Origin of the sequence: Thioalkalivibrio sp. ALJ15, from assembly GCF_000383695.1 — a bacterium.
GTDB lineage: Bacteria > Pseudomonadota > Gammaproteobacteria > Ectothiorhodospirales > Ectothiorhodospiraceae > Thioalkalivibrio.
In genome coordinates, this window is the sequence record NZ_KB912058.1 from 205,892 (window position 1) to 230,200 (window position 24,309).

A 24,309-nucleotide genomic window follows, 5' to 3' on the forward strand; every position below is an offset into this window, starting at 1 on the left:
ACCGCCGGGATCCGTGCTTTCAGAACCAGCCGGGACGGAACAGTACGCGCGCCAGCGGGACCTGCGCGTCCGGGGAAAGCTGGCTGACCAGGGCGGCGAACAGCTCGCCCGCGGCCAGCGCGTCGAACAGTGCATCGTGCGCACGGTACTGCGGCAGATTGTAGCGTGTGCGCAGGGTGTGCAGGCGCATGCCATCTGCCGGGATGGGGCGTCCTGCACGGCGCAGCTGGCGCTCGGCCAGGCGCAGGGTGTCTACCACCGGGAGTGGGGGACGCACGCCGTACAGACGTTGGCACGCCTCCTCCAGAAAGCCGAGCTCCAGTGCGGCGTGATGGGCGACCAGGATGCGTCCCTGCAGCGCCTCGAACAACGCGTCCAGGGCGTTGTCGACGGTGCCCCCTCCGGCGGCCTCGCGGTCGGTGATGCGGTGGATGACCGCGCTTTGTTCCGGCACCGGGCAATCCGCGCGCACTAGCCGCTGATCGGCGGTCGCCAGGTCGATCCGTACACCGTCCATCGCGACCCAGCCGATGCTCAGGATCGCATCGTGCTCCGGGTCGAGCCCCGTGGTTTCGAGATCCACCGCGAGAAAGCGACAGCCCGCCACCACGTGCCGGGCGGAGGGCAGGGGTGACTCCAGGCAGGCCCGCAGGGCCCCTGCCGGGGCGTGTCGCGCTGCTCGCTGGCGGTCCCGGCAAAAACGCCAGTGCCCGATGGGGCGCATCCATGGGGTGTCCTCCGGCCGTGGGCAGGGCATCAGGAGGCCTCAAGCCGGGGAGGAATTCGACACACAGGGCTAGTCACCCGTGTACCCGCTCGGCCTGAGCCAGGGCGGCCTTCTGCGCATGGGCCACCAGACGAAATGCGTTTTTCAGGTGGCTGCGCTCCAGCCCGGACAGCTCGTTCGGGGGCAGGGCGTTGTCGGGGGCGGACCCGCGCCGGATCTGCTCGGCCTGCAGGCGCGCGCGCAGCGTGGCGATGAACTGCCAGGCGTCGATCAGGTCGGCGCCTGTGCCCTCCGACAAAACACCCGCGTGGCGAGCGGCCCGCAGTCGCTCGACCGTGCCACGGGCGTCCGACCCGGCGCGCAGGGCAAACACCCGGGCCAGAGCGACGATCGGCATCAGGCCGCGCATCTTCAGGTCCAGGGTGTCGGCGTGTTCGCCCCCGCGCTCGAGTACGAACTGGCGAAAGAATCCGAGCGGCGGGCGCAGCTCCCGTGCCTGGTCGGCGAGCGTGCTCAATACCGCTTCGCTGCGATAGCCCTGTTCCAGGACCGCGTGGCGCATGGGCTCGAACAGGCGGGTCGGGCCATGGATCACGCGCAGATCGAGGTAATGGGTGGCGAGCATCGCATCGCGCGGTGAGGGGTGGCTCAACACCCGTCGAATCTCGCGCTCCCAGTCGCTGGTCGAACGGCGCCAGTGGGGCTGGCTTGGGTCGACATCGCCCGGACAACGGCGGATGCCGCAGGCTGCCAGGCCTTCGCCGACCTCGTTGGCCAGGCGCTGGAACCAGGCGTCGGCATCGGGGGGTGCCGCATCGTCGCAAACCAGCGCCGTGTCCTGATCGGTATGCACCGTCTGTTCGTGCCGCCCCTGACTGCCGCTGGCCAGCCAGGCGTAGGCGGTTGGCGCGGGGCCGAGCTTCTCTTCCGCCTGTTCGATCAGGCACTGCGTGAGGGTGTCGATCACCGTGGTGATGGTCTGGCCGATCTGGGTCGCATCGGCCCCGGCCTCGACCAGTTGCACCTGAAGGCTGGGCAGGGCGCGCATCACGTCACGCAGGCCGTCGAGGCCGTCGGCGCGGCGCAGATCGCGTACCAGGTAGACCGCGCTGGTGCCCTGATGTCGGATCAGGTCGGTGCTGGAGAGGATCCCGACCAGCGGGCCGTTCTCGCCATCGGTGACCGGCAGGTGGTGGATGTCCCGCCGCGCCATGCGCAGGAGAGCATCGAAGGCCGGGGTGTCGCGGCTGACCGAGGCGACCGGCCGGGCCATGCATTCGGCCACGCGGCATCCGGGGTCGGTGCCGGCGGCCAGGGCATGGCGCAGGTCGGTGTCGGTCAGGATGCCCACGGGGATGTCTTCCATTCCGGGCTCGTGCAGCAGCAGGGCGGAGATGTCCGCCTCGGTCATGCGCTGGGCCGCCTCGCGCAGGGTGAGGCTGGTGGGCGACATGATGGGTCGTGGCGTCATCAGGGCACGCACGGGGGTGGTCAGCAGGCTGCGCTCGCCCGCCGGCGAGGTCGCGGCTGGCGCCCGCAGGCGGTCGGTGCCGAGATCGACAAACTCGCGGAAGGCCTCGTCCCGGCCGGCGAGATCGCGGGCACGACCGGCCTCGAGCTGGTAGATCAGGGCATCCTCGGTGATGCGGCCGTGCAGGTGGTCGGTGTGGGCGGTGTTGAGCAGGTCGCCCTCGCCCAGACGGTCCTGGAGCTGGTCCTGGGCGTCGTACAGTTCGGCGGCCCCGGTGCGCACGATCCACAGCTCGCCGGGGGGCGCATCTTCGGGCGGGAACGGGCTGTCTTCGCGCAGGTAGCGCAGCGTCAGGCGCCGAACGAGGCTGGTACGGGTTTCGGACGGCAGTCGTGCGAGCTCCGGGCAGCGTTCGAGGAACTCGCGAATCTCTTCCAGTTCACCGTTCATGTGCGTACCAGGCAACCTTCGTTCGCGGCGTGGGTGGTGGGGTCAGAGCAATTCTCCAGTGCCTCTGCCGGGTACTGGAGAATTGTCCCGAAGGAAAAAAGGCCGACCCGGCATGCGCCGGGCCGACCCCCGGGGGAACCGGATCCCCCTTTCTTGCATGGACGTTCGTCATGCATTTCCATTCATGGTGGGCCGAGAGGCCCGGTCATGCCGCCGGCATGACCGGGCACGACATCAGCTCGGGTTGTCGGTGCGCGGGACACGCACGCTTTCCACCAGCTCCTGGATATGCTGCGGCGGCTCCTTGGTCAGCTTCATCACGATGTAGGCCGCGACGAAGTTGAACACCGCACCAATGGCGCCGAAGCCGGTCGGGTTCACGCCGAACAGCCAGTACTCCTCGGTATCCGGGAGCATGGCGGTGCCGGAGAAGAAGAACCACCCCTTGTAGGTAAAGATGTACAGCAGGGTGGTCACCAGACCGACCAGCATGCCGGCGATCGCGCCTTCCTTGTTCATCTTCTTCATGAAGATGCCCATCATCAGGGTCGGGAACAGCGAGGCCGCGGCCAGACCGAAGGCTAGTGCTACCACCTCGGCCGCAAAGCCCGGTGGATTCAACCCCAGATATCCGGCGAACAAGATTGCGCCTGCCATGGCGATACGTCCCGCCATCAGCTCGTTTTTCTCGCTGATTCGAGGCATGAATACGCCCTTCAGCAAGTCATGCGAGATGGCCGACGAGATGGCCAGCAACAGCCCGGCCGCGGTCGACAGGGCCGCCGCGATACCACCGGCCGCCACCAGCGCGATCACCCAGCCCGGAAGACCGGCGATCTCGGGGTTGGCCAGCACCATGATGTCGCGGTCGAGGGTCACGATCTCGGAGCCTTCCCAGCCGTATTCCTCTTCCGCCATCGCGGCGAACTCTTCGTTGTCCTCGTTGTAGTACTGGATGCGGCCGTCTTCGTTCTTGTCCTCGAACGCGAGCAGACCGGTCTGTTCCCAGCGCTCCATCCAGGCCGGCTTGTCCTCGTAGGCCAGGTGGCCTTCTTCGGTGCCGATCTCGCCCGGATGCACGGTGTTGACGAGGTTCCAGATCGCCATCGCACCGACCGCCGGGGCGGTGGTGTAGAGGATGCCGATGAAGACCAGCGCCCAGCCGGCGGACTTACGCGCATCGCGCACACGCGGCACGGTAAAGAACCGGATGATCACGTGCGGCAGACCGGCGGTACCGATCATCAGCGCCATCGTCAGCAGGAACATGTTGAGCATGCTCATGCCGCCCTCGGTGGCCGAGTACATGGTGAAGCCAAGATCCACCATCGTCTGGTCCAGGGCCTCCAGCAGGTAGGTGTCCTGACCCTGCAGGGTGGAACCCAGGCCGATCTGCGGGAACACCTGGCCGGTGAGCGTCAGCGAGATGAAGACCGCGGGCACCGTGTAGGCGAAGATCATGATCACGTACTGTGCGATCTGGGTGTAGGTAATCCCCTTCATCCCGCCGAGCACCGCGTAGATGAACACCACCGCCATGCCCGATACCAGGCCAATGGCCAGCGGCACTTCAAGGATGTTGGAGAACGCGATCCCCACACCACGCATCTGCCCGATCACGTAGGTGATGGACATCGCGAGCAGCGAGATGACTGCCACCACACGCGCGACCTTCGAGTAGAACCGGTCACCGATGAATTCCGGCACCGTGAACTTGCCGAACTTGCGCAGGTACGGGGCCAGCAGCAGGGCCATCAGCACGTAGCCGCCGGTCCAGCCCATCAGGTAGGCGCCCCCGGTAAAGCCGAGGAACGCGATCAGGCCGGCCATGGAGATGAACGACGCGGCGGACATCCAGTCCGCAGCGGTGGCCATCCCGTTGGCGATGGGATTGACACCGCGGCCGGCGACATAGAACTCGCTGGTCGAACCGGCGCGCGCCCAGATGGCGATGCCGATGTACAGGGCGAAGGTCGCCCCGACCACGAGCAGGCTTAGAGTCTGTTGATCCATGACAGGCTTACTCCTCGTGGACGTTGTACTTGCGATCCAGGACGTTCATGCGCCAGGCATAAACGAAGATCAGGATGATGAAGGTGTAGATCGCGCCCTGCTGGGCGAACCAGAAGCCCAGCGGATACCCGCCGATCGAGAACGCGTTCAGCGGTGCGGCCAGAATGATCCCCAGCCCGAAGGACACGAGAAACCAGACGGCAAGGCAGATTGCCAACAGGCGCAGATGCTCGCGCCAGTAGGCCTGCCGGCTCAGGTCTTCTTGTGACATGACGTAGCTCCTCTCATAGGTTTTATTGTTCGCTGTGACTCGTCTATGCGATTCGTCACAGCTGGTACTGCACTTCAAGCTGGCCTTGCAGCTTGCGGGCCTGCCGGAAGGATTCCTTGAGGATGCGTCCCTCAAGGGTGCCCAGTTCCTCCGGCCGGATTCGGTTGTCGTCGTCGCGTCCTTCTCGCAGCGCCTTTTGCTGGGCCCGCAGGCGCAGCATCTGCAGATAGCGCAGGGCGGCGTGATAGTCGCGCGCGTCGGATTCGCGCATCACCTCCGCGGTGACGGCCTGGTCGAGACGCTCGTGGGTGCGGGTGGCCGGCAGTTCGGCGGCCAGCGCGATCACGCGCGCCGCGTCCACGAACGGGGTCAGCCCCTGCTTCTTGATGTCGATGCCGTCCGCACCGCTCTTGATCTCGCCGAACAGCCCCAGCGGCGGGCGAAAGGCCTGCTGGTTGGCCGCCATCTGGCGGCGGAAGCGGCTGTTGTAGGCGGTCTTTTGCAGCAGCTGGGTGCGCAGGGCCTCTACCGGGCCGTGGTCGCCATCCACCGCGCGCAGGTCGAAGAAGATGGTGCTCTTGAGCAGGTGATCGGGCGTGCCCTGCTCGATCCAGCGGGTAAAGCGCCGATCCCACTCCGGGCCGCTCAGGCAGCACTCCGGATTGCCCGCCATGATGTTGCCGGGGCACAGCATGAAGCCGCACTCGGCGAGTGCCTCGTTCACGGCCCGGGCGTAGGGCAGCAGGCGCTCGCGGACCGCATCCGCATCGCCGGCCTCGGCATCGAACAGGATGCCGTTGTCCTGGTCGGTGACCAGGGCCTGTTCCTCGCGCGCCTGGGAGCCGAAGGCCAGCCAGGTGAAATCGATCCCTTCGATCGCCTCGTATTGGGGGCGCAGCAGGGCCAGCACGCGGCGCGTGGCGTGCTCGTTCAGGCGCGTGATCAGGCGCAGCACCTGATCCGCCTCGGCCCCCTGGCCGACGACCGCCTCGATCAGGCGCGGGACCTGGCGCAGCCGTTCGGCAATGGCCGCCACGCTGTCGGCGCGGCGAATCTCGCGCACCAGGCCGTCCAGGGTCAGGGGCTGACTGGTGAGCAGGTCGCGTTCGCCGAGCACGCCGACCAGGCGGCCGTCGCGTACCACGCACAGATGCGTCATCCCGTGTTCGGTCATCGCCTCGATGCCCTCGAAGCCCGGCGCGCTTTCCTCCAGGGCGACCGGTTCGGGCGTCATCACCGCGTCCAGCGGGGTGTCGAGGTCGACATCCTTCAGGGCGACCCGTGCCAGCAGGTCCCGCAGGGTGAAGATGCCCACCGGTCGTTGTTCGGCGTCCACCGCGACCACGGAGCCCACGCGCTCGTCGCGCATGGTGGTCAGCACCTCGCGCAGGTGTGTGTCGGGACGGCAGGTCACCGGGACGCGGGCAATGCGCAGCGCGAGCGGGGTATTCAATTGCCCGGCTGCGCCGCCGTCACGGCTGGACAGGGTGTCGAGGCCCTGTTGCAGGCGGTCCAGCAGGTTGGCCAGCCGTCGCGTGCAGAAGTCATTGAAGACGCGGGAGCGCGTGCGCAGCCGGTCGAAGTCCTCCAGGTCCAGCTCCAGGCATACCGTGTCCTCGGCCGCTCGGTGTACCGTATGAACGGCCCGGCGACCGAGCAGGGCGCCGATCGGAAAACACTCGCCGGGGATCAGTTCCCACGCCTTGCCCGAGAGTTGCTCGTCTTCGCTGGGGGTCTCGCCACGGATGCGCCCCTGGCGGATGATGTGAAAGCGGCGCGCCGGTCCGGCATCGGGATCCGTGATGCGGGCCCCGCGCGCGTAGAAGCGACTCTCCAGACGCGGTACGAGGAACTCCAGCGCGTCGGGTTCGAGCTGATCGAACGGGGCGTGGGCGCTGAGGAACTCGCGGGTGCTGTCGAGCGCGTCGGTCATGGCGGTGGCGCATTCCCCTGGGTGAACGGGATCACAGAATGGCCTTCAACCTGCAAAAAGCACGCCATAAGTGGACAGTATTGGGAATCAGTCGTTTGGATGTACGACTTTCTTGCGGGTGTTACGCAAGGTAACGCTGGTGTTTCGATGCGTGACATGAACGCTTTTTGCGAAGACAAAGGAGCCCGCGATGCCTGTATCGCAAGGTTGCATCCTCGAGCAGATTGACCAGTTTGCAGACCTCGTGCCCGAGGAGAAGGCCCTGTTGTTGCAACTGGAGAAGGACCCGAAGCGTTACGCCGCCCAGACCTGCCTGTGTGCGGCTGGCGAGGAGGCCGAGCGTTTCTACACGTTGCGTTCTGGTTGGGCCTGTGCGGTACGCGACCTGGCCGATGGGCGGCGTCAGGTCCTGGACATCTTCCTGCCGGGGCAAATCCTGGGCTTGCGCGAGATGGGGTTCAACGAGGCGCGCTCGGACTTCGTCGCGCTGACGGACATCGAGGCCTGCCCGTTTCCCCGGCGTCAGTTGACCGAGGTGTTCGAGCAGGCCCCGCGTCTGGCTTCACTGTTCTTTCTGATCCTGGCGCGCGAACAGTCGATGCTGGTGGAGCGCATCATCAACATCGGCCGCCGGCCCGCGGCCGAGCGCCTCGCGCATTTTCTCCTCGAGATGAAAGTGCGCCTGCAGCGTCCGTCCGAGGAGGTACGGCTCCCGATGAATCAGAGCGTGCTCGGGGATGCGCTGGGCATGTCCGCGGTGCATGTGAGTCGATCGTTCAGCCAGCTGCGCAAGCGGGACCTCATTAGCACGGAAGACGGAGCCATCCGAATCAAGGATATGGACGGACTGGTCCGCTTCTCCGGATTCAACCAGGCCTATCTGGACTGCGAAGCCAACTGGGTGAAAAGCGCAAGCCTCGGTTGCGCGGAGGAAGCCTCATAAAGCAATCGCCCGGCTCAAGGCCGGGCGATTGCAGTGCCAGAAAGACGTCTATAGCGGGGCGCCTATAGCGGGGGGCGTCGTCCCGTGATGAAGAAGATGACCGCCAGGATCAGGCCCACCACGAAAAGAATCCATGCAATATTGGTCGCTGCGCCCGCGATCCCGCTCAGGCCCAGCACGCCGGCTACGATTCCGACGATCAAGAACATCAGTGCCCATCCCAGCATCGTCCACTCCTTTTTTGGCTGTAATCGCGCCTGAAGTGTAGGGCATGGTCCGCGCTTTTGCGCGGTCCAGCGCCCGCAGGGTGTCTCGGTTCTCATTTTTCCCGTTTCCGGGGAGCTTTTTGCTTCAGGTTAATGCCATCGTTATCCGGTCTGTTCAGGCTTTACCGCCCGCGTGATGCAGACGCATTCAACAAAGGAAAACTGTATGAACAAAGATCAGATGCTGGGGCGTAGTGAACGATTCAAGGCGCGGCTGAAGCAGGAATGGGGCCGCCTGACCGATGACGAGGTGGTTGAGGCCGAGGGCAATATGGACGAGCTGGCCGCGCGGGTTCGCGAGAAATACGGTGATAGCCAGGAAAAGATTGCCGCTAAGATCAACGAACTGATGGACGAGGTGCGTAATGAAGAAGACTCCTGAGACCCCGGCTGTTCGTTGGGTGGCGATGGGGCTGGCTGCGGCAGGCCTGCTGTTTTTGTCGGCCTGTTCCGATTCGGATACGGCGGATGATGCCGGTGAAACGTTCGAAGAAACGGTAGAAGACGCCGTGGATGCCGTTGAAGAATCGGGCGATGAGGCACGCGGCTGGATCGAAGATCAGCGTGAGGGCGAAGACGAAATCCAGCGTGAGGAAGAAGAAAACGAGGAGCAATACGAAGACGAGTACTATGACGAGCACCGGGACGGAAACCCTATTCGTTTCGATTAGTCCGTAGTCGTTTGAACCAGAAGGCTGGGGCGCGGGTGGCCACGAGCGGGTGGTCATCCGCGCCCCAGCCTTTTTGTTTTTATGGGTCGTTTTAGATTGATCCCTGACTTTCGCCTTAACCTGATTCAAAGTGGGTGTGCGCTTTGTCAATGATTGATGGCCGGGGCATGTAGATATCGGTGTAATTATGAATCGGTTCAACCATTGCGCCTTCCATGTGGCCTGGATTGAATCAAGAATCATCTCCGTTCCTTTGCCGTCCTCAAGCACGATTAGCAAATGAGAAGGAGATGAAGATGAAACGTTATCTGGCTGCCGGGGTTGCAGTATCGGCGCTCGTCCTGTTTGGTTCCCAGAGTGCGCTTGGACAGCAGGACCGTGACCGTACGACGCAGGAGCGCGACCGCACCACAGGCCTGTATATGGGTCTGGGTACGGGGTTCAGTTCATTGAAGAATGACAGCGACGAGGTCGCGGATTTTATTGGGTCCGGGACGTCGGACTACAGCATCGACGATGACGACAATGTCTGGCGCGGCTTTGTCGGTTACAACTTCAATCGCTATCTCGCGGTCGAGGGCTTCTATACCGATCTGGGCGAGGTGCACCTGCGGGGCGACCAGGACGGTGCCCATTCGAGCGTCCGCTCGACGGCCTACGGTGCCAGTGTGCTCGGGAAGTTGCCGATTGGCTCCTATGTAGAGGCCTTCGCGAAGGTCGGCGCGGCCAAGTGGGATGCGGACGTGCGCGGCAACCTGGGAGACGAGGGCCGTACGCTGCGCAGTCAGGACGGTTTCGATCCGGTCTATGGTGTCGGCATGCAGGTCAATCTGAACGCGTTCATGATTCGCGCGGAATACGAGCGCTATGACTTCGACAGCGACTACAAGATGGACGCCTTTACCGCGTCGCTGGGCTGGCGCTTCTAGGGGAGTGAAGGACGCTAAAAAAGCCTGACGGGTATCGGCGAGCAAGCCGATCCGGCTAGCCGGATCGTTTCGCCATGGCCCTGGGCAACACAGGCACGCCGCCCCGGCGCTTTGCACAGGGGCGGCGTTTTGCCGTTTGCGACCAGCTGCCTGTCAAGCGGCCTTGGCCTTGGCCAGGCCCTGCTGGCGACCCGGGCGGGCCTCCTTGAGGGTCACCAGTTCCTCGGCGCTGGTGGGGTGCAGCGGAATGGTCAGGTCCAGGTCGCGTTTGGTGGCGCCCATGCGCACGGCCACGGCAAAGCCCTGCAGCATCTCGTCTACATGGGCACCAATCATGTGGATGCCGACGACTTTTTCATTCTCTTCGGCGCAGACCAGCTTCATCGCGACGGGCGGCACCTCGCCCTTGGCGAAGGCGCGGTCCAGGCCGCCGAACTGGGTCTCGTAGATGCGCACTGAATCACCGAAGCGCTCCACGGCCTGCGGCTCGGTCAGCCCGACCATGCCGGCGGTCGGGTGGGTAAAGGTGACCGTCGGGATCTGGTCGTAGTCCACGGGCACAGGGTTCGTCTCCGGGGCATACCAGTGATCTGCCAGTCGGCGACCGGCCGCGATGGCAACCGGGGTCAGCGGACCCTTGCCTATGATGTCGCCCAGGGCATAGATGCCGTCGACGCTGGTTGCCTGCCACTCATCCACCGGGACGGTGCCATCGCGGGCCAGTTTGACACCGGCGTCTTCCAGCCCCATGTCAGCGGTGGCCGGCTTGCGGCCAACGGCCCATAGCACTTTCTCGTACGGGCCCAGTTCCTGGCCGCCCTCGAGCTGGACGGTCACGGCGCCGGGCTTGCCGCCCAGGCCGGCGACCTTCACGCCCAGGTGGCGGTCGATGCCCTGGTACTCCATGTGTTGATCAAGCGCCTGCGAGACCATCGGGTCGAACATCTCCAGCACGCGGTCCTCCATCGCAACCACGTCGGTCTTCACGCCCATGGAGCGCAGCATGCCGGCCATCTCCAGGCCGATGTAACCGGCGCCGATCACGGCGATGGATTCCGGCAGTTCGGTCCACTCGAAGAAGTCGTCGGAGGTCGCGCCCAGTTCGGCCCCTTCCAGCGGCGGCACGATCGGGGCACCGCCCATCGCCAGCACGATCCGCTCGGCGGTGTATTCGGTGCCGCTGTCGCTGATCACCTTGTTCCTGTCGGTCAGGCGAGCGCGTTCCGGGATGTGGGTCACGCCCAGCTTCTCCAGGTGCCCGGCCCAGAACTGGTTCAGGCCTTTCAGCATGGCCTGGCGCTGGTTCGCCAGATCGGTGTAGCGGATGCCCTTGATCTCGACATCGACACCGAACTCGTGCGCCTGACGGGCCTGCGCAGCATGCTCGGCGGCATACCAGGTGAGCTTTTTCGGCACGCAGCCTTCGTTCACACAGGTACCGCCGAGCGGTTTCGGGTCGAACACGGCGACGCGCGCGCCGTGCGGGGCGGCGCGTTCCGCCACGGCCAATCCGCCACTGCCGCCGCCAATCACGATGATGTCGTAGTGTTCCATGTCGGTTCCTCGAAGGGTTCGGTGAAAATGGTACATAACGACCGCGTTCCGCGCGGTCGCCAGGGTCTGCCATCCGTGTCCGGGCGTCCGCCTGTGCGGGCATCCGGACACGGATGGCCACCCCACAGGGTGACCACCGGGGACGGGTCACAAGGACCCGACCCGGCAGGCGGGGTTACGCCGCCTTCTTCTCGCGGGAGATCCACTCCTGGAGATCTTCCGAGTCGCCGATGCGGTGGCCGCCCACGAATACCTGCGGGACGGTCATCGCACCGGTGGCGGCGCGCAGGCTGCGCAGGCTGGCGTCGCGGCCCAGCACGATCTCTTCGTAGTCGAGACCGGCGTTCTCGAGCATCTCCTTGGCACTGGCGCAGTACGGGCAGCCGGGCTTGGTGAAGACGACCACGTCTTCGGGGCAGGCCGCGTCCGGGGCGACGTGGGCGAGCATCGTGTCGGCGTCGGAGACCACGAAGGGGTCGCCCGGCTCGTCCGGCTCGATGAACTGCTTCTCGATCACACCGTCACGCACCAGCATGGAGTAGCGCCAGGAGCGGTGGCCGAAGCCGAGGTCGCTCTTGTCGACCAGCATGCCCATCTGCTCGGTGAACTCGCCGTTGCCGTCGGCGATGAAGGTCACGCGGTCGGCCTGCTGGTCAGCCTGCCAGGCCTCCATCACGAAGCCGTCATTGACCGAGATGCAGACGATCTCGTCGATGCCGTGCTTCTTGAGCACCGGCGCCAGCTCGTTGTAGCGCGGCACGTGGGCCGAGGAGCAGGTCGGGGTGAACGCGCCCGGCAGGGCGAAAACGACCACGTTGCGACCCTTGAACAGGTCTTCCGAGCGTACGTCGTTCCAGTCGTTGTCTTTGCGGCAGCGGAAGGTGACTTCCGGGACGCGCTGGCCTTCGCGATTTTCGAGTTCCATAAATACTCTCCTTATTAAATGGCGCTTGCTTGTCAGTCAGGGATGAAGATTTCTTTTCGGCCGGGGTAGTTCCCGGCTACGGGACCTAAGGTAAGGCCTGGCCATCGATTGATCCAGTTTTGTGTTTCTATTGTGTCATTAGTTTTCGACTATTGTGTATGCTTGACGTCACCCGGCCAAACCCGGAAGCTTGCCACCCCGATTCGAGTTCGCCTCGATTCGAGGACCGCGTTATGGTGGTCCGTATCAGTCCCCTCGCGACGACAGGTTGTGAATCCCGCCAGGCCCGGAAGGGAGCAACGGTAGCAGCTGCGTCGGGCGCCGGGGTGTGGCGGGTGCGGGCCACCACCCTTTTCCCTGCGGCCCCGACTCCTGCGGTGATGGCCCCGCACGCGGGCTCGCGAAAGACTGCACTGACGGGGGAGGCATGAGTCACCAGGTTCTGGCCCGCAAGTGGCGTCCCGGTCGTTTCGAGGACCTGGTCGGGCAACCGCATGTGGTGCGTGCTCTGGCCAATGCCCTGAGCGGGGATCGTCTGCACCATGCCTACCTGTTCGCCGGGACGCGCGGCGTGGGCAAGACCACGATCGCCCGTATCCTCGCGCGCTGCCTGAACTGCGAGACGGGCGTCACCCCGACCCCCTGCGGTGAGTGTCGCTCCTGCGTGGAGATCGCCGAGGGCCGGCATCTCGACCTGATCGAGGTCGATGCCGCGTCCCGCACCCGCGTGGACGACACCCGCGAGCTGCTGGATAACGTCTCCTATGCCCCGACGGCGGGGCGCTTCAAGGTGTACCTGATCGACGAGGTGCACATGCTCTCCGAGAAGAGCTTCAACGCCCTGTTGAAGACGCTGGAAGAGCCGCCGGATCATGTGAAGTTCCTGCTCGCCACGACTGATCCGCAGAAGCTGCCGGTCACCGTGCTGTCGCGCTGCCTGCAGTTCAATCTCAAGCCGATGCCGCCGGCGCTGATCGCCGAGCACCTGACGCGCATCCTCGAGGCCGAAGGCTTGCAGGCCGAACCGGGCGCGCTGCTGCGCCTGGGCGAGGCGGCCGAGGGTTCCATGCGCGACGCGCTGAGCCTGACTGACCAGGCCATCGCCTACGGCGGCGATCGCCTGACCGAGTCCGATGCCTGCGACATGCTGGGCCTGCTGCCGCGAACCCGCCTGACCGGCCTGCTGGACGCGGCGTTTTCCGGTGATGGTCCGGGCTTGATGCAGGGTCTGCAGGAGCTTACGGGGCTGGGGCCTGACTGGTCCCGCCTGCTGGACGAGCTGGCGGCCCTGGTGCATCGCGTGGCCGTGGAGCAGCTGGTTCGTAGTGCCGCCGGCGCGGACGGTGACGATGCCGCCGAACGCTGGGCGCGCGAGACCGCAGCTCGGGTGGATCCGGAAACCCTGCAGCTGACCTACCAGATCCTGATCCATGGAGCCCGCGATCTGCCCTGGGCGCCGGATGCGCAGATGGGCGTGGAGATGACCCTGTTGCGTCTGCTGGCCTTTCGGCCGGAAGGGCCCGGCGAAGGGGTCGTGCCCGTCGAGCGCCAGGGCGGGGCCCCGGCCGCACCGCAAGCTGGCCCGAGTGCGGGTTCGGCCACGGCCCGGCCCGACACCACGGCGCGGTCGGCTCCGCCCCCCATCCCGGAGCCGCCGCGCGAGCGGGTTCAGGAGCGGGTGCGCGAGCCGGATCCCGGCCCGGATACCGGGCCGGCCGAGTCTGCGCCGCCACCCCGGGATGCCAAGCCTGTCATGCCCCCGGAGCCGGATTCCGGGCCCTTTGACTGGCATCGCTTTGCCGAAGGTCTGCCGACCGGCACGGTGCGCGAACTCGCGCTGCATGGCGAATTGCAGCAACTGGATGACGAAAGCGTCGTGATCGCCGTAGCCCCGGGTACGCTTTATACGGATCGAACCCGAACGCGCCTGAAGGAGGCCCTGGAGAAACGCCTCGGGCACTCGGTGCGGCTGGAGATTGTCGACCAGACACAACCCTCGCAGGCCACGCCCGCTGCACGGCTTGCAGCAGACGCAGCGGAACGTCAGGCTAGCGCCGAAACGGCGATGCGCGAGGATCCGGTGGTGCAGGCCCTGGGCGAGGCCTTCGGGGCCGAACTGGGCACGGTACGCATTCGCGAGGACCGCGCGGGTGACGAGCCGTCCGCGTCGCAATCGATTGAACGATAACCCCTGCGCAAGGCGCAGGGCAGGAGAGCGAAATCATGATGAAAGGTGGCATGGGTGGCCTGATGAAGCAGGCCCAGAAGATGCAGGAAGACATGCAGAAGATGCAGGCGGAGCTGGCCGAAATGGAGATCGAGGGCCAGGCAGGCGGCGGTCTTGTGAGTGTGCTCATGACCGGCAAGTACGCGGTGCGCCGGGTCAAGATCGACCCCAGCCTGCTGGAGGACGACCGCGACATGATCGAGGACCTGGTGGCCGCGGCCATCAATGACGCCGTGCAGAAGGTCGAGTCCACCACCCAGGAGCGCATGGGCAGCCTGACCGAAGGTATGGGCCTGCCGGCCGGGATGAAGCTGCCGTTCTGATCGCGTCTCCCTGGATCGGAACCGGCGCTGCGCGCGATGGACGCTGAACTCGACGAACTGGTGCAGGCGCTGCGCTGCCTGCCGGGTGTCGGTGCCAAGTCCGCGCGGCGTATGGCGCTGCACCTGCTGGAGCGCGACCGCGACGGTGCGCGCCGGTTGGCACGGGCCGTCGATCAGGCGGTCGAGCGCGTCGGGCACTGCCAAGTGTGCCGCACGCTGACTACCGCAGAGGTATGTCCTCGCTGCGCGGATCCCGAGCGCGACCCGGGCGTGATCTGCGTGGTCGAGAGCCCGGGCGATGTGATGGCCATCGAGTCGGCGACCGACTTTGCCGGCCGTTTCCACGTGTTGCTCGGGCGGTTGTCGCCGCTGGATGGCATTGGTCCCGAAGAGCTGGGGCTGGATCAGCTGGAGACGCGCTTGCAGGAAGAGGGCGTACGCGAGCTGATCCTGGCGACCAATACCTCGGTCGAGGGCGAGGTCACCGCGCACTACCTCGCGGAAATGGCGGCGCGCCACGGCATTCGCGCTACGCGCATCGCGCAGGGCGTGCCGACCGGGGGCGAGCTCGAGTACATCGATGCGGGGACCCTGGCGCATGCCTTGTCGGGGCGCCGCGATTACTGATCGGGATCAGGTTTTCGGGATGCATTGAATGCATTACCGTTTCCTGATATAAACCCGCGCGTCGTTTAGGAGAACATGATGGCTGACTGCATCTTTTGTAAGATCGTCGCGGGGGAGATCCCGGCGAAGGTCGTGTTCGAGGACGACCAGGTCCTGGCCTTTGAAGACCTGAATCCTCAGGCCCCGACGCATGTGCTGGTGATCCCGAAACAGCACATCGCCACCCTGAACGAACTGACCGCCGAGACGGCCCCGGTGATTGGGCACATGGCGCACGTGGCGGCACAGATTGCACGCGATCGCGGATTTGCGGAAAACGGTTATCGAACCGTGATGAACTGCAACCAAGACGGCGGGCAAACGGTCTACCATGTACACATGCACGTACTGGGCGGTCGCGCGCTGAGCTGGCCCCCGGGCTGATCGAGACAACACAACACGGACGATACGGCGTGACGCGACGGAATCATCACGGTGAAGCCAGGCAAGCAGCGCGGGGCAACAGCCCGCAGCTGGCGCCTGCGCGTGTGCCGGTCGCGCTGGCACTGGCCGTCTTGTTCGGAGTGGCCGCCACCAGTGTGGCGCATGCCGACGATCGCTATTCCCTGACGTATACCCCCACCAGCACCGAGTCGACGCTTGGTGGGCCGGATCGCGTCGATGAAGAAGCCGAGTACGAATCCGAGAGCGGGACCGTGGTGGACCCGGTGGGCATGGAGCCGATCGGTGGCTCTGCCCGCTCCGCGCCCAACGTCCTGCCGATGACCGATCCGGAACCCGCCTCGGCGAGTCGCGACTGGCGCTATCAACTGACGCTGCGCACCGAGACCACTGGTGGCCTTCCGGGTGACGAGACCGGCATGGGCGTCCTCTCCAGCCGCCTGTTCGAGGTGGAAGGGGCTTACCACCAGCAGCTGGGCGCGGGCTTTGGTTATGGCTTGAACCTGGGGGTTGGTATGGAGACTCGTCCGGGCTGGTCGGACCTGGGCCCGGAGACTGAATCCACGGCCTATTTCACCGACCTCAGCTTCGGCCCCACCTTTGCGTCCGGGTCTGGCCGCTTTGACAGCCAGTTCCGTGTCGGCGTGCGCCAGTCACTGACGAGTGGAGACGATGCCCTCGGCTTCGGCTACGGGGGCCGTCATCGCGAGTTGGGTCGCAGCGCGGGGTATCTCAGCCTCGACAGTCGCCTGCGCCTGCAGAATCAGTCCGAGTTGTCGCTGAGCCTGTATTACGACGACTACTCGCTGAACACCTCAAGCGACTGGATGTCCGATCGCCTCGATTTCGAGAGTACTCGCGACTCTTCGTCGTCGGTGGTCGGCGTGGAGATGGGGCTGACGTTCTAGTCGCCTTCCCCTAGCGTTTCTCCAGCGTCCCCAGTAGGGCGGTCCAGGCCTCGAGCCGTGCCACGGGCAGAGTGCCTTGATCGACGGCCTCCCTTGCCGCGCAGCCGGGTTCGGACTGGTGCCGACAATTGCGAAATCGGCAATTGTCGGCAAGCGCTTCGATATCCGGAAACCCGCGCACCAGCGCATCGATGGATTCCAGTTCCGGCGTAAAGTCGCGCACGCCCGGCGAGTCGATCCAGGCGCCACCCCCTGTCAATGAATACCACTGTGCCGTGACCGTCGTGTGGCGGCCCTCGCCGGACACCGCGAGATCTCCCGTTTCCGGAAGCTTGATATCACCGCTGCCGTGGCGCTCCAGCAGCGCGGCGATCAGCGAGGATTTGCCCACCCCGGACTGTCCGATCAGGATGTTGGTATGCCCCCGGGCGGCCTCGGCGAGGGCGGACAGCCCGTACCCACTGCGGGCGCTGACATGCAGGGGGTCAAGGTCCAGGTGAGCGTAAGGGGCCAGCCAGTCCCCCGTGTTGGCGGGTCCCGCGTCCTGCTTGTTCACCAGGATCCGTGGCCGTGCGGGGAGGTTGTACACCGCGACCAGGAACCGGTCGATCAGGAAGCGCGCCGGCATCGGGGAGGGCGCGATCACGATCCAGACGGTGTCGATGTTCGCCGCGATGACCTTGCGCCGACCAAAGCCGTCCTGGCGCACCAGGGTGTTGTCCCGGGGCAGGCGTCGCTGAATCTGTTCCCCCGCTGCGTCCATCTCCACGCGATCACCACAGGCGAGATCCTTCTGGCGGCGGTGCAGTCGGATTCGGCGCGGCTCCGCGTCCTCCGGCACCGCGATATCGGCCATCTGATTGTGGCGGGCGTGAACCCGGCCGGTCGGACTCAAGAGTCCGAACCGGCCGGTGCCGGGGTCTTGCCGGTTGGCAGACTAGTCAAAGAGCGCATCGATACGGGCGGCGCAGATCAAGTCGTTTTCTGTCAGACCGCCCACCGCGTGTGTCGAGAACTGCACCGAGCAGCGGTTGTAGCCCACGGCCATGTCCGGGTGGTGGTCCTCTACATGGGCGATCCAGGCCACCGCGTTCACGAACGCCATCGTCTCGTGAAAGTTCTTGAACTTGAAGCTTCGCTGGATGCTGCGGCCGGCCTCGTCGATGCCCCAGTGGCTGTCCAGCTGGCCGAGGCCGCGCTCGGCGTCCTCGCGCGACATCGGCTCGGTGAAGCCTTCGCAGGCCTGGCAGTGCTTGGTCTTCAGATCACTCATCGAACTGGTAGTACTCCGCGTTCAGATAGGCCACCACCGCCTCGATCTCGTCGTCGAACCAGTTGGTGCCCAGTTGTGCGTTGCAGTTGTTTACCTGCCGGACCAGGTGGTCATAGTCGCCGACGATCCGGTTGTCGCGCGTGTACAGGTCGGTACCATCGCCACCGACCATGTCGGCATGACAGCTGATGCAGTTGTCCTGATGCAGGTTCTTGCCCTTCTGGATGTCGTCGGCCTGGGCGGTGCCCAGGGAAAAACCAAGGCCCAGGGCCGCAAGGCTTGAGATGATCAGTCGCATGATTCCCTCCTTTGTGGGGAATGGATCCGGCGGGACCGCATGGTCCCCGAGACCTTGGCCGTGTTGCATGTGAGCAAAACGGACAACGTCGTCCCGGACCATGATGATAGACTTCGAGCGCACAGGAAAGGAGCGGGCATGGCAGCGAGCGCCGAAAACCTGATCTGGATCGATCTCGAGATGACCGGCCTGGATCCCCAGAACGACCGGATCATCGAGGTGGCGACCATCGTCACCGACAAGGAACTGAACATCCTGGCGGAGGGCCCGGTCCTTGCGATCTACCAGCCCGCCGACGTGCTGGATGCGATGGACGAATGGAATCGGCGCACGCATGGGGCCTCCGGTCTGATCGAGCGCATCCGCCACAGTAGTACGGATGCGGCCGCCGCCGAACGCGAGACCATCGATTTCCTGTCCGACTATGTGCCGAAAGGGGCCTCGCCGATGTGCGGGAACTCGATCTGCCAGGATCGACGTTTCATGGCGCGTCTGATGCCGCAGCTGGAGGCCTATTTCCACTACCGCAACCTGGACGTCTCCACGCTCAAGGAGCTGGCCCGGCGCTGGGCCCCCGACGTGCTCTCGAAGCTGCAGAAGAACGCCTCGCACCAGGCGTTGCAGGACATCCGCGACTCCATCGACGAACTCCGCGTCTACCGCGAGCACTTCATCCAGCTGCCGCCCGCCGCCGCCCACGACTGATCGCGCTTCGTCGCGCCCTGCGCCGTTCAGGCTGGGCCTGGTTCGTCTTTCAGTGTTTACGGTGGTTTCGGTCCGCCGCCCGCCAAGCGCTCACTCGCGAGCGCGCCGCGCCCGTTGTTAATCAAAAACGGGCTTCTTTGCTCGTGCAAAGAAGTAACCAAGAAACACGCCCGGGATTCGCCCGGGAACCTTGCTCCGGACGCGCCAGGCCGGCGGCGCTGAAACTCGCTGCGCTCAGACAGTCAGCGCCCCGTGTCTATTATGAATCGTCCGGCCTGTCACGCCCTCCACAAGGGGCTCATATCGGGAGGGTAGGTCAAAACAGAAGGCGCTCCAGCGCCTGCCAAAAGTCCCGCGCTGTAGGGTGCGGTTGAGCGCAGCGAAACGCACCGTTCCGACGTTGGGGCAACCCTGATGCGATTCGCTGCGCTCATCACATCCTACGATGGGGTCTGGCGCCCGCTGGCGGGCGCGGCACGCCAGGGCCGCAGGCCGCGCGTGCCCAGGATGTCGGGACACCTTGCCTCCATCCATTGGCACGAACGTCAGGCCAGCCGTTGTCTTGACCTTATCCCCCCGTATGAAGCCCCTTGCGGAAGGGTCCTCGGGCCGGACGATTCAAAATAGACACGGGGCGCTGACTGTCTGAGAGAAGCCGGAAGGCGTAGCGAGTTTCAGCGCCGCCGGCCCGAGGGCCCTGGAGCAAGGTTCCCGGGCGGAATCCGGGTGCCCTTCTTTGGGTACTTTCTTGGGCAAGCAAGAAAGTACCTCGCGGCGCGCTCGCGAGTGAGCGCACGGCAGTATGCGGACCGAAGGCACGTAAACCCCGGATGCCGAACCAGGCCCAGCCTCAACGGCGCTGGCAACTGACCACAGGCGGGGTTGCATAGTAAGGCACTGGTGCGGAAACCGGCCGGGAGGCGGAGGCTAGTAGAAACGGCCGAGGGCGCCGCGAACCTGCACCTCGGTCTCCGGCGTCAGGTGCGCGCCCAGCTCCAGCGGATGATCCGGCAACAGCAGCACCACCGACGAGCCGAGGTTGAAGCGCCCCATCTCGGCCCCGCGCTCGAGCGTGATCTCGCGATCCGGGTATTCGCTGCAGCTGTAGGGCTGTCCGGCCGGTGGCGTCACCTCGCCCGCCCATACCGTCTCGATCGAGCCGACGTTCTGGGCCCCGATCAGGGCGACGGCCATCGGCCCGAAATGCGTGTCGAAGCAGGCCACCACGCGCTCGTTGCGGGCATACAGGCGCGGTACGTGGCGCACGATGCGCGGTGCGACGGAGAACAGCCGACCGGGCACATGCAGCATGTGGGTCAGCGTGCCGGTCAGCGGCATGTGCAGCCGGTGATAATGCCGTGGCGACAGGTAGAGCGTCACGAAATGGCCATGCCGAAACGGTTCGGCAAGGTCTTCCTCACCGCCCAGGAGCTCCCGCACCGTGTAGTGGTGGCCCTTGGCCTGAAAGATCTGGCCGGCCTCGATGCGCCCAGCCGCGCTGACCCGCGAATCGGCGGGGCTGACGACCGTGTTGTCGTCACCCGCCAGGGGGCGGGCGTCCTCGCGCAGCGCCCGCGTGAACAGGGCATTGAAGCTGGGGTAGGCCGCGATGTCGGGCTCCGCCGCCTCGTCCATGTTCAACCCGTACTGGCGCACGAACCAGCGCAGCAGCGGCTGGACACGCGGGCTCTCGATGCGGGCCAGGCGGTGCACAACCCGCGACAGCGCATGCTGCGGCAGCAGGTGGGAAGCTCGGGCCAGCCAGGGGTCTAGGGCACTCATCGGAATACTCGGTTCGGGCGCACGGGACGGAAGCGAGCCGGTATGATGACGGCCCCCACGCCAATGGGAAAGGCCCAAATGGAATCCACCACAGGACTGCGCACGCTGCGCGACTTCATCCGCTTTGGCGCGAGCCAGTTTCGCGCGGCCGGGCTGAGCTTCGGCCACGGGACGGACAACGCCTTCGACGAGGCCGCCTGGTTGGTGCTGCATACGCTGCATCTGCCGCTGGATCTGCCCGAGAGCTGGTGGTCGTCGAACCTGAGCGAGGCCGAACGCACGCGGGTGATTGCGGTGCTGCGCACGCGCATCGAGACGCGCAAGCCAGCGGCCTATCTGACCGGCGAGGCCTGGTTTGCCGGGCTGCCGTTCTTTGTCGACGAACACGTGCTGGTGCCGCGCTCGCCCCTGGCGGAGTTGATCGCGGTCGGCTTCGAGCCATGGATCGAGGCCGATTCGGTCGAGCGGGTGCTGGATTTGTGCACGGGGGGCGGCTGCATCGGCATCGCCACGGCGCTGGCCTTGCCGCAGGCACAGGTCGATCTGAGCGATGTCTCCGAACCGGCGCTGGCCGTCGCGGTGCGCAACATCGAGCGCCATGACGTTGGCGACCGCGTGCAGATTCGGCACTCCGATGTCTTCGATGCGCTGGGGCCGGAGGATCGCTACGACCTCATCGTGAGCAATCCGCCCTATGTCGATGCCCGCGACATGGCCGAGCTGCCGCAAGAGTACCGCCACGAGCCCGAACTGGGCCTGGCCGCGGGCTCGGACGGCCTCGACATCGTGCGCCGCATCCTGGCCGATGCGCGCCGCCATCTGACGGAGGACGGCGCCCTGATCGTCGAGGTCGGCAACAGCCAGCCCGCGGTGGAGGAGGCCTTCCCGGACCTGCCGCTGATCTGGCTGGAGTTCGAATCTGGTGGCCACGGGGTCTTCCTCGCGTATGCCCGGGATCTTCCGTAGTCTTCGCGGGCTGAAAGTGCACAGAAAAAAGGAAACACGGCAATGATTCGAGTGGCAGTGGCAGGCGCCGCCGGGCGCATGGGGCAAAACCTGGTGCAGGCCGTCGAGGATCACCCCGAAGGCACGCTGGGGGCGGCGAGCGAGCGGCCGGGCAGCGAGCGCCTCGGTACGTCCGTGGGGTCGGCGGCCTCGGTCCAGCTGGTCGAGGACCTGGCGACGGTGGCCGATGACTTCGACGTGCTGATCGACTTCACCAGCCCCGCGGCGACCATGCAGCACCTGGAGTTGTGCCGTGCGCACGGCAAGGCGCTGGTGATCGGCACCACGGGCCTGGATGCCGCGCAGGAGCAGCGGCTGCGTGACGCGGCCGGGGCGATGCGCATCGTCTATGCGCCGAACATGAGCGTCGGGGTGAATCTGACCTTCAAGCTGGTCGAGCTGGCCGCCCGCGCCCTGGGCGACAGCGTGGACGTCGAGATCCTTGAGGCGCACCACCGGCACAAGGTGGATGCACCCTCGGGTACTGCCCTGAAGCTCGGCCGGGTGGTGGCCGAGGTCCTGGGGCGCGATCTGGAGCACGACGCCGTCTATGGCCGTGAGGGCCAGACCGGGGCGCGTGACCGGCGCACCATCGGGTTTGCGACCGTGCGTGCCGGCGACATCGTGGGCGAACACACTGCGCTGTTCGCCGGCGAGGGGGAACGCATCGAGATCACCCACAAGGCCTCCAGCCGCGGGATCTTCGCCTCGGGTGCGGTGCGTGCGGCGGTATGGCTGGCCGGCGCCGGTCACGGCCTGTACGACATGCAGGACGTGCTGGGGCTGCGGGAGCTCTAAGATCCAGCTGCTTTAGGGAGACGCTGATTTAATCGCACGTCCGCGCTCGAGTCGCTTTTGCGTGCGAACAAGGCGCGGTGACTGCCGTGCAGTCATTCTGCACAAGGGAACCGCAACGCTGTGCGCGCGCAAAAGCGGCCGAGCCCCTGCGTTCAATGGCTTGTGGGGTTGGTGCCCCCTGTTCCCCGATCCTGCGTTGCGCCGCTTGCGGGTAGAACCACTACCCGCTGCGCGACGCGCCTTGTCTCGGAAAACAGGGGGCACCAACGCGGACGTGCGATTAAATCAGCGTCTCCCTAGCTGCGCGGCTTGAAGCCGGGCGGGTGGCGCGCGATCCAGACGACGAAGTCCTGCACGACCGGCTCGGCGAGCAGTGCCTCCGCGGTGTTCAGGCGCTCGGCCAGGGTCTGCTCGTCAAAGTGCTTGTGGATGTGGTCGTGGCAGGGGCGGCAGACCCAGAGGATTCGCTGTTCGCGCTCGCTCCGACTGAACAGGCGCCGGATGCGCTTGCGGCGGTGCTGCTTGCGCGGGATCAGGTGATGCCGCGTCAGGTCGTCCATCGACCGGCCGCACAGCCCGCAGGCCGGTGGCGGGCCGGGCACCCCGGGCGTCATGGCTTCGTCCTGGCTCACGGCATGTCGTGCGCGCCCCCGGCGGGAGGCGATGTGCGGCCACCCATGCGGCAGCGCGGGGGCGGCTCGGTGATCGCGTAGGCCGGATCGCCCAGGTCCATAATGCAGGGCGCGCCCTCGGGATCGACAATCCGCTGCAGCATGCCGCCGAGGGCGTCGAGGCTGTCGCGCCGGGGGAGTTCGCCGACCTGGCGCGAGGTGATGGGCTCCCAGTCGCCGTTGCGCTCCTCCGCGATCTCGAAGCCGAACGGGAAGAAGCCGGGGACCCCCAGGCGGATGTCGGTGACCACGAGCCGGTCGGGGCCCTCGTCATGCGCGGTGCGATGAAAGCGCAGGAAGTCGCCGGAGAACCACTGCAGGCGCTGCCCGTCTTCCAGCGCCAGCGCGGCCTCGCGCAGTTCCGGGTCACCGCGCTCGAAGCGTTCGAAGTCGGGTCGGATCGGGTCGTCGAAGATGCCGACCCAGGCATCCAGGAACTCGTCGCCGTTGATCACGGTGACACGCCACAGCAGCAGGTTGAACGGGGTCGGCTGGACCATTCGCGGTTGCTCTTCCAGCTCCATCGCCGCCAGCACGGGCTGGATGCGGTGGTCGATCCAGGCCTTCAATGCCAGGCCGGAGCCGGCATAGACGGTCGAGAGTACGAGCCCGGCGACCAGCAGGCGCGGGGCGAAGCGGTAGAACAGCGCGCCGATCGCCGCGACCAGCAGCGGCAGGGTGTAGAACGGGGCGATCACGAAGATCGAGCCCGTGGACAGGGGGCCGACTGGCAATGGCCAGAGTACCTGGGTGCCGTAGGTGGTCAGCAGGTCGTTCAGCGAGTGGGTGGCCCAGATCAGGAAGAAGAACAGCCACCAGCGGCCAAAGCCGATTTCCCGCGTTGCCGGGACCTTGGCGAGCAGCCCCGCGACGCCGGTGGCCACCAGCAACTGCACCAGCCAGGAGTGCGTAAAGCCCCGGTGGTGGATGAACTCCGATACCGCGTCCCCGTAAGCTATGAACGCGTCCAGGTCGGGCAGCAGCGCGACACCGGCGCCCAGTACCACGGCCTTGCGCCCCAGGCGGGAGCCGAGGGTGAGGCCGCCGATCACGGCGCCGAGACTGGCGTGGGTAATGGGGTCCATGCGCGATAATTCC

The 24,309-nt window shown here is 65.8% G+C and carries 26 protein-coding genes and 1 other RNA gene; 13 read left to right on the forward strand and 14 right to left on the reverse strand.

What is annotated here, in order from left to right; genetic code table 11:
• Positions 1-19 precede the first annotated feature (19 nt).
• The 5 genes from G015_RS0107745 to G015_RS0107765 form a co-directional block, all read right to left on the reverse strand.
• Positions 20-610, reverse strand: a complete 591-nt coding sequence (locus G015_RS0107745) for an exonuclease domain-containing protein (protein WP_018138478.1) — start codon at positions 608-610, stop codon at positions 20-22.
• Between the two features lie 190 nt (positions 611-800).
• Positions 801-2,648 (reverse strand): putative nucleotidyltransferase substrate binding domain-containing protein, encoded by a 1,848-nt coding sequence (locus tag G015_RS0107750; protein ID WP_018138479.1) that lies wholly within the window; start codon positions 2,646-2,648, stop codon positions 801-803.
• Between the two features lie 234 nt (positions 2,649-2,882).
• Complete coding sequence (locus G015_RS0107755) at positions 2,883-4,661, reverse strand: sodium:solute symporter family protein (protein WP_018138480.1); 1,779 nt, start codon at positions 4,659-4,661, stop codon at positions 2,883-2,885.
• Positions 4,662-4,668: 7 nt separating this feature from the next.
• On the reverse strand, positions 4,669-4,932 hold the full coding sequence (locus G015_RS0107760) for a DUF4212 domain-containing protein (protein ID WP_018138481.1): 264 nt from the start codon (positions 4,930-4,932) through the stop codon (positions 4,669-4,671).
• 55 nt (positions 4,933-4,987) lie between these two features.
• On the reverse strand, positions 4,988-6,865 hold the full coding sequence (locus tag G015_RS0107765; RefSeq protein WP_018138482.1) for a DUF294 nucleotidyltransferase-like domain-containing protein: 1,878 nt from the start codon (positions 6,863-6,865) through the stop codon (positions 4,988-4,990).
• A 190-nt stretch (positions 6,866-7,055) separates the two neighbouring features.
• Here G015_RS0107765 and G015_RS0107770 point away from each other — a divergent pair, with 190 nt between their 5' ends.
• On the forward strand, positions 7,056-7,808 hold the full coding sequence (locus G015_RS0107770) for a Crp/Fnr family transcriptional regulator (protein WP_018138483.1): 753 nt from the start codon (positions 7,056-7,058) through the stop codon (positions 7,806-7,808).
• A 62-nt stretch (positions 7,809-7,870) separates the two neighbouring features.
• Here the strand turns inward: G015_RS0107770 and G015_RS13980 are convergent, their stop codons facing one another.
• Positions 7,871-8,035 (reverse strand): DUF1328 domain-containing protein, encoded by a 165-nt coding sequence (locus tag G015_RS13980; RefSeq protein ID WP_012983227.1) that lies wholly within the window; start codon positions 8,033-8,035, stop codon positions 7,871-7,873.
• Between the two features lie 205 nt (positions 8,036-8,240).
• Here G015_RS13980 and G015_RS0107780 point away from each other — a divergent pair, with 205 nt between their 5' ends.
• The 3 genes from G015_RS0107780 (at position 8,241) to G015_RS0107790 (ending at position 9,674) form a co-directional block, all read left to right on the forward strand.
• The gene (locus G015_RS0107780; RefSeq protein WP_018138484.1) at positions 8,241-8,456 is read left to right on the forward strand and encodes a CsbD family protein; all 216 of its coding nucleotides are present in this window, start codon (positions 8,241-8,243) and stop codon (positions 8,454-8,456) included.
• 25 nt (positions 8,457-8,481) lie between these two features.
• On the forward strand, positions 8,482-8,745 hold the full coding sequence (locus tag G015_RS0107785) for a hypothetical protein (RefSeq protein WP_018138485.1): 264 nt from the start codon (positions 8,482-8,484) through the stop codon (positions 8,743-8,745).
• Positions 8,746-9,041: 296 nt separating this feature from the next.
• On the forward strand, positions 9,042-9,674 hold the full coding sequence (locus tag G015_RS0107790) for a porin family protein (protein ID WP_028490903.1): 633 nt from the start codon (positions 9,042-9,044) through the stop codon (positions 9,672-9,674).
• A 153-nt stretch (positions 9,675-9,827) separates the two neighbouring features.
• Here G015_RS0107790 and gorA read toward each other — a convergent pair whose 3' ends face one another.
• On the reverse strand, positions 9,828-11,228 hold the full coding sequence (gene gorA, locus G015_RS0107795) for a glutathione-disulfide reductase (protein ID WP_018138487.1): 1,401 nt from the start codon (positions 11,226-11,228) through the stop codon (positions 9,828-9,830).
• Positions 11,229-11,403: 175 nt separating this feature from the next.
• Positions 11,404-12,153 carry a glutathione peroxidase gene (locus G015_RS0107800; protein ID WP_018138488.1) on the reverse strand — a complete coding sequence of 250 codons (750 nt, stop codon included), beginning with the start codon at positions 12,151-12,153 and terminating at the stop codon, positions 11,404-11,406.
• Between the two features lie 244 nt (positions 12,154-12,397).
• Between G015_RS0107800 and ffs the strand changes: the two genes are divergently transcribed.
• From ffs to G015_RS0107825, 6 genes are all read left to right on the forward strand, one after another.
• Positions 12,398-12,494: signal recognition particle sRNA small type (ffs, locus tag G015_RS13985), an RNA gene on the forward strand.
• A gap of 86 nt (positions 12,495-12,580) precedes the next feature.
• The gene (gene dnaX / locus G015_RS0107805) at positions 12,581-14,341 is read left to right on the forward strand and encodes a DNA polymerase III subunit gamma/tau (RefSeq protein WP_020146413.1); all 1,761 of its coding nucleotides are present in this window, start codon (positions 12,581-12,583) and stop codon (positions 14,339-14,341) included.
• A gap of 35 nt (positions 14,342-14,376) precedes the next feature.
• A complete protein-coding gene (locus tag G015_RS0107810) occupies positions 14,377-14,703 on the forward strand; it encodes a YbaB/EbfC family nucleoid-associated protein (protein ID WP_018138490.1) in 327 nt (108 codons plus the stop codon).
• A 36-nt stretch (positions 14,704-14,739) separates the two neighbouring features.
• Positions 14,740-15,330, forward strand: coding sequence for a recombination mediator RecR (gene recR, locus G015_RS0107815; RefSeq protein WP_018138491.1), 591 nt, complete (start codon positions 14,740-14,742; stop codon positions 15,328-15,330).
• A gap of 78 nt (positions 15,331-15,408) precedes the next feature.
• Positions 15,409-15,753, forward strand: a complete 345-nt coding sequence (locus tag G015_RS0107820; protein WP_012983218.1) for a histidine triad nucleotide-binding protein — start codon at positions 15,409-15,411, stop codon at positions 15,751-15,753.
• A gap of 104 nt (positions 15,754-15,857) precedes the next feature.
• Positions 15,858-16,679 (forward strand): hypothetical protein, encoded by an 822-nt coding sequence (locus G015_RS0107825; protein WP_018175488.1) that lies wholly within the window; start codon positions 15,858-15,860, stop codon positions 16,677-16,679.
• A 10-nt stretch (positions 16,680-16,689) separates the two neighbouring features.
• On the opposite strand, the gene rsgA is transcribed toward G015_RS0107825, so the two are convergent.
• The 3 genes from rsgA to G015_RS0107840 all read right to left on the reverse strand — a co-directional run bounded on the left by rsgA (position 16,690) and on the right by G015_RS0107840 (position 18,250).
• Positions 16,690-17,535 (reverse strand): ribosome small subunit-dependent GTPase A, encoded by an 846-nt coding sequence (gene rsgA, locus G015_RS0107830; protein ID WP_020146414.1) that lies wholly within the window; start codon positions 17,533-17,535, stop codon positions 16,690-16,692.
• An 81-nt stretch (positions 17,536-17,616) separates the two neighbouring features.
• Positions 17,617-17,952: a 4a-hydroxytetrahydrobiopterin dehydratase gene (locus G015_RS0107835; RefSeq protein WP_012983215.1), complete on the reverse strand. Its 336-nt coding sequence runs from the start codon at positions 17,950-17,952 to the stop codon at positions 17,617-17,619.
• Complete coding sequence (locus G015_RS0107840; RefSeq protein WP_018138495.1) at positions 17,945-18,250, reverse strand: cytochrome c; 306 nt, start codon at positions 18,248-18,250, stop codon at positions 17,945-17,947. The genes G015_RS0107835 and G015_RS0107840 overlap by 8 nt, the downstream gene beginning before the upstream one ends.
• A 138-nt stretch (positions 18,251-18,388) precedes the next feature.
• Between G015_RS0107840 and orn the strand changes: the two genes are divergently transcribed.
• Positions 18,389-18,955 carry an oligoribonuclease gene (orn, locus tag G015_RS0107845; RefSeq protein ID WP_019025066.1) on the forward strand — a complete coding sequence of 189 codons (567 nt, stop codon included), beginning with the start codon at positions 18,389-18,391 and terminating at the stop codon, positions 18,953-18,955.
• A gap of 927 nt (positions 18,956-19,882) precedes the next feature.
• Here the strand turns inward: orn and asd are convergent.
• A complete protein-coding gene (gene asd, locus G015_RS0107850) occupies positions 19,883-20,737 on the reverse strand; it encodes an archaetidylserine decarboxylase (protein ID WP_020146415.1) in 855 nt (284 codons plus the stop codon).
• A gap of 78 nt (positions 20,738-20,815) precedes the next feature.
• Here asd and prmB point away from each other — a divergent pair, with 78 nt between their 5' ends.
• Positions 20,816-21,703, forward strand: a complete 888-nt coding sequence (gene prmB, locus G015_RS0107855) for a 50S ribosomal protein L3 N(5)-glutamine methyltransferase (protein WP_020146416.1) — start codon at positions 20,816-20,818, stop codon at positions 21,701-21,703.
• 42 nt (positions 21,704-21,745) lie between these two features.
• The gene (gene dapB / locus G015_RS0107860) at positions 21,746-22,540 is read left to right on the forward strand and encodes a 4-hydroxy-tetrahydrodipicolinate reductase (protein WP_020146417.1); all 795 of its coding nucleotides are present in this window, start codon (positions 21,746-21,748) and stop codon (positions 22,538-22,540) included.
• 296 nt (positions 22,541-22,836) lie between these two features.
• Here the strand turns inward: dapB and G015_RS0107865 are convergent, their stop codons facing one another.
• Complete coding sequence (locus G015_RS0107865; protein ID WP_018175493.1) at positions 22,837-23,154, reverse strand: hypothetical protein; 318 nt, start codon at positions 23,152-23,154, stop codon at positions 22,837-22,839.
• A gap of 14 nt (positions 23,155-23,168) precedes the next feature.
• Complete coding sequence (locus G015_RS0107870; protein WP_020146418.1) at positions 23,169-24,296, reverse strand: metal-dependent hydrolase; 1,128 nt, start codon at positions 24,294-24,296, stop codon at positions 23,169-23,171.
• Positions 24,297-24,309: the final 13 nt, after the last annotated feature.